General features: G+C 27.7%; 6 protein-coding genes. All 6 read left to right on the plus strand.

The genetic code is table 11. The features are described from left to right. The first annotated feature begins 4 nt into the window (after positions 1-4). Positions 5-1,546 (plus strand): pectinesterase, encoded by a 1,542-nt coding sequence (locus tag ACRDBA_RS08985; protein WP_438572585.1) that lies wholly within the window; start codon positions 5-7, stop codon positions 1,544-1,546. A gap of 24 nt (positions 1,547-1,570) precedes the next feature. After that, the gene (locus ACRDBA_RS08990; RefSeq protein WP_438572586.1) at positions 1,571-2,554 is read left to right on the plus strand and encodes an AAA family ATPase; all 984 of its coding nucleotides are present in this window, start codon (positions 1,571-1,573) and stop codon (positions 2,552-2,554) included. A gap of 3 nt (positions 2,555-2,557) precedes the next feature. Then, on the plus strand, positions 2,558-3,442 hold the full coding sequence (locus ACRDBA_RS08995; protein ID WP_438572587.1) for a DUF58 domain-containing protein: 885 nt from the start codon (positions 2,558-2,560) through the stop codon (positions 3,440-3,442). A gap of 13 nt (positions 3,443-3,455) precedes the next feature. Continuing rightward, positions 3,456-5,246: a vWA domain-containing protein gene (locus tag ACRDBA_RS09000; protein WP_438572588.1), complete on the plus strand. Its 1,791-nt coding sequence runs from the start codon at positions 3,456-3,458 to the stop codon at positions 5,244-5,246. A gap of 13 nt (positions 5,247-5,259) precedes the next feature. Then, entirely contained in the window at positions 5,260-8,103 is a 2,844-nt protein-coding gene (locus ACRDBA_RS09005; protein WP_438572589.1) for a VWA domain-containing protein, read from the plus strand. A gap of 263 nt (positions 8,104-8,366) precedes the next feature. Beyond that, on the plus strand, positions 8,367-10,528 hold a 2,162-nt coding region (locus ACRDBA_RS09010), incomplete at its 3' end, for an SNF2 helicase associated domain-containing protein (RefSeq protein WP_438572590.1).

Below are 10,528 nucleotides of genomic sequence, written 5' to 3' on the forward strand. Positions count from 1 at the left end.
TTAGATGAATTCTTTAGATAAAGCTATTTTACAATTTTTAAGTAAAGTATCTAAAAGGATAAAAGCTAACTTCTTATTAAATTTAAGCATAGCATCTTTAAAACTTATGCTATGCTTAAGTTTTTGCCTATTATTAGTTTCATTATTTGTAGTTATACCTTATGCTGAGGAAGCTGCAAGTGTAATTATATTAGTAGGATTAATAATTTCATTAATTTATGGTTTTATTAAAGCACCTAGTAAAGAAAAAGTTGCATTAATTACCGACTCTAAAGGGTTAAAGGAGAGATTAACTACTTCTTTAGAGTTAATAGGTGAAGAAGATAGTATTTCAATAGCTCAAAAGAATGATACTTTAACTTCTATTGAAAATTATAATTTAAAGGAAAAGCTACCTATAAGGGTAGAGAAAAAGCAAGTTTATTTTGTGTTAGGATTATTACTAATGTGTTTTTGCACATCTTTAATTAGTACAGAAGCTAAAAAAGAGGCAGGAAATATTAAAGAGTTTAAAAAGTATCAACATGAAATGATGAATAAATTAGAAAAAGAAATAGAAGAAGTAGATAAACTTGAAGCCTTAACTGATGAAGAAAAGGAAGCTACAAAGAAAGTTTTAGAAGATGCAAAGAAAGAGTTAAAAGAAGTTAGTAATAAATCAGAACTAAATAAAACATTAGAAAGATTAGAAAAAAAGCTAGAAAGCCAAAAAGATAAAATAAAAAATGATGATGGAAAGAAAGCTTTAGATGATATAAAGAAAAATTTATTAGAAGATTTTAATGAAAGGAAAAAAGAAGAAGCAAAAAATGATTTAAATAAGATGATAAATGAGCTTATGAAAAATAATGAAACTAAGGATTTAGCAGAAGCCTTAATGTCGGACAATGATGAAGACATAGCAAAAGCATTAAGTGAATTAAAACATTCTTTAAAGGATATGAATTCCGCTCAATTAAGTAAGTTATCAGAAGGTCTAAAAAAAGCATCAAAAGAAATGATTAATGAGGATTTAGCAAAATCATTAGAAGATGCATCTAGCTCTGTTTTAGATGGAGAATTAAATTCAGAGGATTTATCAAAGGCACTTCAAAGTGTTAAAAAAGATGCAGAAGGAAATAAAGGTGAAAAATCTGAATCAGGAGAAGGTTCAGGAGAAGGAGAAGGAGACGGTGAAGGCGGCTCAGGATCAGGAGAAGGTTCAGGAAATGGAAGTGGTCAGGGAAGCGGCTCAGGATCTGGTCAAGGTTGGGATACTGGTAGCACCCAAGGAACAGAAAAGGAATCAGAAAATAAAAGTGGGGAAGAAATTTTTATACCTGGAAGAAATGAGGGAAGCGATAGCAATCTTACAGGAAATAAAAATGAAGGTGGAAATTCTCAGCAAATTGAAACAGAAAATGGTTTAAATTTAGATGGTTCAAAGGTTAATTATGATAAGGTAATTGGTGATTATACTAATAGTGCTTTAGAAGGAGCAAATAATAGTAATTTACCTGAAAGTCTTAAAGATTTAATAAAGGATTATTTCCAAGGATTAAATTAGATTTTAAAAGTAGGAGTGAAAGTAATGGAGATAAATGAAAATATTTTAGCAGAAGTATCAGAAAAAATTAAAATGTGTGAAGAAGAAATTGCAAAAGGAATAATAGGTCAAAAGGAAGTTGTTAGAAATGTTTTAATTTCAATTTTTGCAGAGGGAAATGTCCTTTTAGAAGGTATGCCTGGTATGGGTAAAACACAATTAGTAAAAACAATAGGGAAGGTGTTAAATCTTAATTTTTCAAGAATACAATTTACACCTGATTTAATGCCAGCAGACGTAGTTGGAACTAACTTAGTTGTAAAGGAAGGAGAAAATACAGTATTTAAATTTGAAAAAGGTCCTGTATTTACAAATCTTTTATTAGCAGATGAAATAAATAGAGCAACACCTAAAACTCAATCAGCTCTTTTAGAAGCAATGGGTGAAAAAACTGTTACAGTTGGTAAAACAACATATGATATGCCAAAGCCATTTATGGTTTTAGCAACTCAAAACCCTGTAGAGCAAGAAGGAACATATCCCCTTCCAGAAGCACAATTAGATAGATTTTTATTTAAGATAAATGTAGATTTTCCTAATTTAAATGAATTAAAGGAAATAATTAATTTAACATTAAGTAACGAAAAGGTTGAAATAAAAAGTGTTTTAGAAGGCGATGAAATAATAAAGATGAGAGAAATACTTAGGGAAGTAAAAATTTCAGAAGCTGTAAAAGAATATGCCTTAAAGCTAATACTAGGAACACATCCAGAAATTGAAGAAGGTCATAGTATGACAAAAGAATATGTAGAAGCAGGGGCAAGTCCAAGAGCTGCACAAGGTATAATAAGTGGAGCTAAGGTTAGAGCTGTTATGGAAGGAAGATATAATGTTTCCTTTGAAGATATAAATGCTTTAGCTTACCCAGTTTTAAAACATAGAATGATATTAAATTTTGATGCAATTTCAGAAGGAATAAAAGCTGAAAATGTTATAGATCAAATACTTGAAGACTTAAAGGTTGTGTAAAAAATGAGTGAAAGATTATTTGATGATGACTTTTTTAAAAAACTAGATAAAATCAATATGCATATAAACTTTAAGCTTTCAAATGGAACGCAAGGTGGAAGAAAATCAAAGGCTAAGGGTGTTTCAGTTGAGTTTTCAGATTATAGAGAATATGCTCCTGGAGATGATTTTAGAAGAATTGATTGGAATGCATATGGAAGATTTGATAAGTTTTTTATTAAAGTGTTTATGGAGGAAAGAGAAGGTGTTTTTAATTTCTTTATAGATAAAAGTAAGTCTATGGATTATGGTGAAGATAACAAAAAGGATACAGCTTTAAAGGTAGTAGGTGCTTTAAGTTATATTGCCTTAAATAATTTAGATAGAGTAAATATAAATACTATGGAAAGCGGAAATTTAAAGTCTTTAAAATCAGCTACAGGAAATAAGGGGTTTCAAAGGATCCTAAAGGAGCTTGAAGAAATAGATTTTGATGGAAGCACTGATTTAACTTTAAGTATTAAAAAAAGGAACTTATCGAATAGGGGAATATCAATTATAGTTTCAGACTTTTTAAATAATAAGGGATTAATAGATTTAGAAGATGCCTTAAAATATTTAGCCTATAAAAAGCAAGAAATTATCTTAGTTCAAATCTTATCTAAAGAAGAAATAAATCCTGAATTTAATAATGAAGTAACATTTATAGATTCAGAAACAGGAGAAGATTTAAAGATGAGTTTAACTCCAGCTATAATTAATGAATACAAGGAAGCTTTAAAAAGACATAATAATAAGCTTGAAGAAGTAGTACGTAAATATGGAGGAAAGCTTATAACAGTAAGCTCATCTAAATCTATTGAAGAAATAATATTAAATGATTTTAGCAAAAAGAAAGTACTTTATTAGGAGGAATTGATATATGGGATTTACAAATCTTTGGCCATTATTTTTATTAGTAACAGTTCCTATGCTAATAATGCTTTATATATTAAAAAGAAAATATAAAGAAGAAGTAATATCATCATCTTTATTATGGAATGAAGTTTATAAAAATACTAGAGCTACTACACCTTGGGAAAAATTTAGAAAAAATATTATGTTTTTATTACAATTATTAGCTTTACTTGGAATAATATTTGCATTAATGAATCCATTTTTAAAGTTTGGTGGTTCTAGCTATAAAAATGTTGTAATTGTATTAGATAATACTGCAAGTATGGCGGCTAAATATAGTGATAATACTAGACTACAAGAAGCAAAAAAATTAATTAATGATTATTTAAATTCTTCAAAAAATGGAGTTAATCCTTATGTAGTTACCTTTGATGGAACAGGAAACTTGCTTTGGACTGGTGAAGAAGGTAAGGGAGATGGACTTGAAGAATTAATTAATGGAGTAGCTCAAAGTTATTCATCAGGAGATATAAATGGAGTTCTTCCACTTGTAAAAGCCATTGGTGAAGGAATAGGTGAGGAATATGAAACATTAATTTTTACAGATAGTGAAGTAAACTTAGGAGACTTAAATGGAAAGGTAGTTTCCCTAGCTAATTCTGGATTAAATGGATCTATAGATAATATTTCACATAAATTCTTTGGAGAAAAGGCTAAAATAATAGCTACTATATCTAATAGAGGAGAAGGTGTATATGAAGGAGATTTTTCACTCTATAATGGTGATGAATTAATTAATGTTGAAGCTTTAACTTTACAAAAGGGTGAAAAAAAGACATTAACCTTTGATATAGAAAACTTTAAAGGTGAAGTTTTAAAGGGTGAATTATCTAAAAAGGATATTATATTAGAAGATAATACGTATTATCATGTAATTGGAGATACAAAAACTAAAAAAGTTTTATTAGTTACAGAAGAAAATGTATTTTTAGAAAAAGCCTTTGGAAGTATGAAAAATATAGAATTATTTAAAACAAATGATGTATCTAATTTAACTGAAGCAGATAAATATGATTTATATGTTTTCGATGGAACTATGCCACTTACTATGCCAAGTAGTGGAAGTATATTATTTGTGAATCCAACCTCAAATGAATACTTTAGAGTTCTTGAGGGAGGAGAAATGGGCGAAGCTAAAGCTATTGAGGGAGAAATGTCAAATTACTTAGATTCAGTAGAGTTTACTTTATCAAATTATCAAAGTATAGATGTTCCTTATTGGGGAAGAGGATTTTTATCAATAGATGAAAAGACTATTGCTTTTAAAGGTGAATTTGAAGGAAGACAAATAGCAGCAATGTCTTTTGATCTTCATAGCAGTGATTTAGCCTTAAAAAAGGAATTTCCAATTTTAATGTATGAATTAGGAGAAAGCTTAATTTCTAATGGAATGCTTTATAAAAGTAATTTTAAGGCAGGAGAAAAAATAATAGCTAAGGGTAGACCAATAGAAGGAGCAATGGAACTTACTTATCCAAAAGGAGAAGTAATAAATGTTAATTCTGGGGATGAAATTAATGAAGATGAAAACTTAGGCTTATATAAGTTAACATTAGGAGAAGAAAAGGAACTATTTTCAGTTAATTATCCATCAGAAAAAGAAGGAAATACAAGTATAGAAAACACAGGCGAGGTTGAAAGTATTAAGGATTTAAAGGGTGATTTAAGAAGAGGAATTAATTTAGCACCATTTATAATACTTTTAGTAATTTCAATAGTTGCCTATGAATGGGTTATGTACAAAAAAGGAAACTAGGAGGTAGAATTAAATGAAATTAGAAATTGGTAATTTATATGCACTAATATTAATTCCTTTAGTTATTTTCTTTATGTATTCTACCTTTAAGAAATACAAGGTAGAAGGAAAAAATAGCATATTTATATTTATAAGTAGAATAGTTATATTTACTCTTTTAATAGGAGCACTTTCTAATCTTACTTTAAGTGTAAAAGGAAAAAATATATCTACAGTTTTCTTATTAGATCTTTCAGATAGTATGGGAGATTATAAGAAAGCGGGAGAGCTATTTATAAATAATGCATTATTAGAAATGCCAAAGGGAAATAAGGCTGGAGTAGTAGTATTTGGAGAAAATTCTAAAATAGATAAGGTTATAGATAAGAAAAAAGAATATAAATCTATAAATGATATGCCTATAATATCATCTACAAATATTCAAGAAGCTATTGAAACAGCAACTAGTTTATTTAAAAATGGAACTTCAAAAAGAATAGTTTTAATAACTGATGGGGAAGAAAACACAGGTGATATATTAAAAACTATACCAATATTAAATAAACAAAATATAGAATTTAAAGTTCATAAAGTTATTTCAGAAAAAGGAAATGAAGTTTATGTAGACAAGGTAAAGGTACCAGATAATATTGCTGTAGGTGAAGAGTTTTCAGTTCAAATAGACTTAGAGTCTAATTATCAAACTAAAGCAAAGCTTATCCTTTTCTCAGGAAGAGATAAGGTAGGTGAGCAAGAGGTTCAAATACAAAAGGGGAAAAACTCATTTGTATTTAAGGATAAACAACAAATTGGTGGCTTTAAAGGTTATAGGGTATTAGTTGAAGCAGAAGGCGATACTTCAAAGGTTAATAATGAGTTTAGTGCATTTACAAATGTAGTAGATAAGCCAACAATATTATTAATAAATGGAAAGATGGGAGACTCTGGTGAGTTAGAAAAGATATTAAGTGAGGCAGGAGCTAATATTAAAAGAATAACACCAAATTCAGCACCAATTAATCTTAATGAATTTTTAGAGTATAAAACTATTATTTTAAATAATGTTCATAAGGATGATTTAAATAATGGATTTATGAATAATGTAGAAAGTTATGTTAAGGATTATGGTGGTGGCTTAGTTACTTTCGGTGGTGAAGATGCGTATGCATTAGGAGGCTATAAGGATACCAGCTTAGAACGAGTATTACCTGTAGATATGGAGAAGAAGGGTAAAAATGAAGTTCCTGGTATAAGCTTAAATTTAATAATAGATAAGTCAGGAAGTATGAGCGGTGGAGATAACGGTAGCGTTAGTAAGCTAACCTTAGCTAAGGAAGCAGCAATAAAGGCTTTAGAAAACCTAAGAGAAGTAGATGAAATTTCAGTAATAGCATTTGATGATACTTATGAAGTAGTAGTACCTCTTCAAAAAGTTGAAAATAAGGCTGCAATTGAAGAAAAGATATCATCTATACAAATTTTAGGTGGAACTTCCATATATCCTGCACTAGAAGCTGGATTTAATATACAAAAAGAAAGTGCAGCAAAATTAAAACATACTATACTATTAACAGATGGTGAAGATGGATTAGGATTTAATACTTATTCAGGATTATTAAATAGCTTTAATGCTAATAATGTTACACTTTCAACAGTTGCAGTAGGGCAAGATTCAAATTCAACACTTTTAGCAGATTTAGCTTCTGTTGGTGGTGGAAGAAGTTATTATACAGATATATTTACTGATATTCCAAGAATATTTGCAAAGGAAGTTCTTTTATCAGCAGGAACATATATATTAAATGAAGAATTTACACCTAGTATTTTAAGTAATCATGAAATATTAGCTGGAGTAAAAACTTCTGATGGAATACCAAGCTTGCTTGGATATATAGGAACATCTATAAAGGATGATTCCATAGAAATACTAAGCTCTAATCATGATGAACCAGTTCTTGCTGCAAGACAATATGGTCTTGGAAAAACTGTTTCATGGACATCAGATATAAGTGGTGAATGGAGTAAAAATTATTTAGCTTGGGAATATGGAGCTCAGTTAGTAAAAAATATGATTTTCTATACTATACCTCAGTATGGGGAAGATGGTAGGCTTAGTATTACTCAAGAAGGAAATACCGCTAAGGTAGAGTTTTATAATGAAAAACTAGATCAAAATACTAAAGTAAATGGGATTTTTAATGGTGAAGATGGTAAAGAGGGTCAATTTGAATTAAGCCAAACAGAGCCTGGTAAATTTGAAGCTAATATACCACTTGATAATCTTGGGTTCTATAACTTTAGTGTTAGAGAAGAAAAAGACGGAGAAATAAAAAATAATTATAAAGGTGGATTTTCTCTTCAATATTCTGATGAACATAAGTTTAATAATAATATTGAAAAGCTAGATACAGTAATAAAGGAAACTAAGGGTGAGTTTATTACTAAGCCAGAAGAAGTTTTTGTAGGTGAATTAAATAAGGAATTTAGAAAGTTTAATTTAACTACGCCATTTTTAATAATAAGTATTATATTATTTATGCTTGATATAACTTATAGAAGATTAAACTTAGATTTTACTAAATACTTTAGAAGAAAAAAGAAGGCTAAAGCTAAAAAAGAAAATAAGTTTAAATATCAAGAAGTAAAATATAATAAGGAAAGTAATTTGAAGCTTGAAAATAGTACTTTAAATAAAGAAGAAAATAAGAAAAATGAAAACCCAGTAGAAAATAAGAGTGAGAAAAGATTATTTAAGGATAAGTCTAATAAAAAAGAAAAGCTTAAAGAGAAAAAAGAAGACTTTAATAATACAAATCAAAAAGAAACCTTAAATACAGGAATGCTTTTAAAGAAAAAAAGTGATAGAAAAAATGTGTAATAAATAAATTATATTAAACTGCTCAGTATAAAATTTACATGAGCAGTTTATTTTTTTGTTTTAAATTATGGAGGATTTAGAACTTTATAATGTTATAATTTATAATAGGATAAAAATATAAGAAATATTGATGTTAAATATTTTATAATTACTTTGATAAAATAAACAATAATGATTTATAATTAAATAATATGCATAATTTTAAGAGTTTAATATAAATAAAAAAGTATTGATATTTTTATTTATAACAAAGAGGAGCAAAGGTGGATATAAGAAAATTAATAGTTAGACTACAAGAAAATGTTATAAGTAATAAGCTTAGAAAAGGAAAAGAACTAGCAGATATAGGAAAGGTTTTAGACCTTAACTTTGAAGATTTTATAGATAATAGAGATATGAAAAGAATAAAGGTATCAGCGCTTGTTAAAGCAGAAGAAAAATTTGATATATATAATGTAAAGATGTTAATAGGAGTAGATAGAGGAAGAATAGTTCAAACATCTTGTGAGTGTATAGATTACCATACTAATAACTCATGGGCAGGGAACTACATATGTAAGCATGTTGCAGCAGCATATTATGTGTTTATAGATGAATTAATAAAGGAGCTTGAAGAAGAAAAGGAAGATTCTTATTTAGAAAAGACAGGAGGAAATCTTTTAGAAGACATAAATGATATTTTTTCTCCAAAAGAAGGTCTTAAGCTTGAAGTAAATTTAAATAAGAAGGCTGTATATAGGTTAGAATTTTTTGAAGCAGATTTTAAAATAGGAAATAAGAGAATGTATGTTTTGAAGAATCTAAGAGATTTTGCATCAGCAAGAATAAAAAATACACCATTAGAATATGGAAAGGACTTTAAATATAATCCTAAGACCCATGAATTTGATGAAAGAGACGAAAAGATAGCTGAATTTATAGAGGACTTTGTATTAACTAAAGGGTTATTAGTTGATCAAAGTAATGGATTAAACATAGGAAGTTCTAAATATTTAAAAATACCTATCACTAGCTTAAGAAGATTTTTAGAAGTTGTAAGTCATAAGAAGATTAATTACGGGGGAGATACTGTAAGAATATTTAAAGAAGATATGCCAATAGAAATGAAGGTTTCTAATGAAGAAGAGTATTATGCTTTAAGTATTTTAACTAAAGATTTTAAGCCATTAAGTGAAAGATGGGATGCTTTTTTGTTTGATAATAATATTTATTTACCTTCTAAAAAGCAAATTGACACTTTAAAAGTTTTATCTAAAAATATAGGAGAAAGAGAGAAGGCATTATTTAAAAAGGAAAATGGGGAAAAATTCTTTAATGATGTAGTTTCTATATTAAAGGATGTTTGTAAAGAAGTAGAATATGATAAAACTATAGATATTATTGAGGGAAGAGATTTAAAGGCAGAATTTTATTTTGATGAAAATAGAAAAAACATCTTATTATATTGCAAGCTTATTTATGGTGATGAAGAAGTAGATTTACTATCTGAAGAATCTACAGGGAAAATCATAATAAGAAACAAAAATAAAGAAATAGATATTTTAAAGGAAATACAAGAGTTAAAATTCCTAGTGCAAGGAGATAAATTACTTTTTAATGGTGAAGAAGAGGATTTATATAATTTACTAACTAAGGGATATAGAAATCTAGAAAAATATGGCGAAGTATTTTATTCAGATAGATTTAAAAATAGAAAAGTTTATGAAGCACCTAGTATTGAAGGTGAATTTAAAGAAAATAATGATGGATATTTAGATTTTTCTTTTGAAATTGCAGAGGTAAATCCTAAGGAGTATAAGCATATATTAGAGTCCTTTAGAAATAAGAAAAAATTTCATAAGTTAAAGGATGATAGCTTTATTAATTTAGAAGATAATAAATTAAAAGAAATTTTAGGGGTAATAGATAAGGTTGTTTATAAGGAAAAAGAAATAAATAATATTAGAGTACATAAGAATAGAAGCTTTTTAATAAATGAATTCCTAAATAAAAAGGATCTTTCATTTATTAAAGGAAAAGATATAGTTCAAAAAACAGTAACTAAAATAGAAAACTTAAACAATAATTTATTCCAAATACCAGAAGAATTAAATGCAACTTTAAGAGAATATCAAATAACAGGTTTTAATTGGTTTAAAAACTTAAGCTTTTTAGGCTTTGGTGGAGTTTTAGCTGATGAAATGGGATTAGGTAAAACATTACAAGCAATTTCATTTATTTTATCAGAAAAGGATAAAAAGACTTTAATAGTAGCTCCGACATCATTAATTTATAATTGGAAAAATGAATTTAAAAAGTTTGCTCCTACTATAAAGGTAGCTATAGTTCATGGTAATAAAGAAGAAAGAGATGAAACTATAAAAAACTATAAGGATTATGATGTTATATTAACTACTTATGGTACATTAAGAAATGATGAAGAAAG

Origin of the sequence: Clostridium sp. (genome assembly GCF_051654825.1) — a bacterium.
Classification (GTDB): Bacteria; Bacillota; Clostridia; order Clostridiales; family Clostridiaceae; genus Clostridium.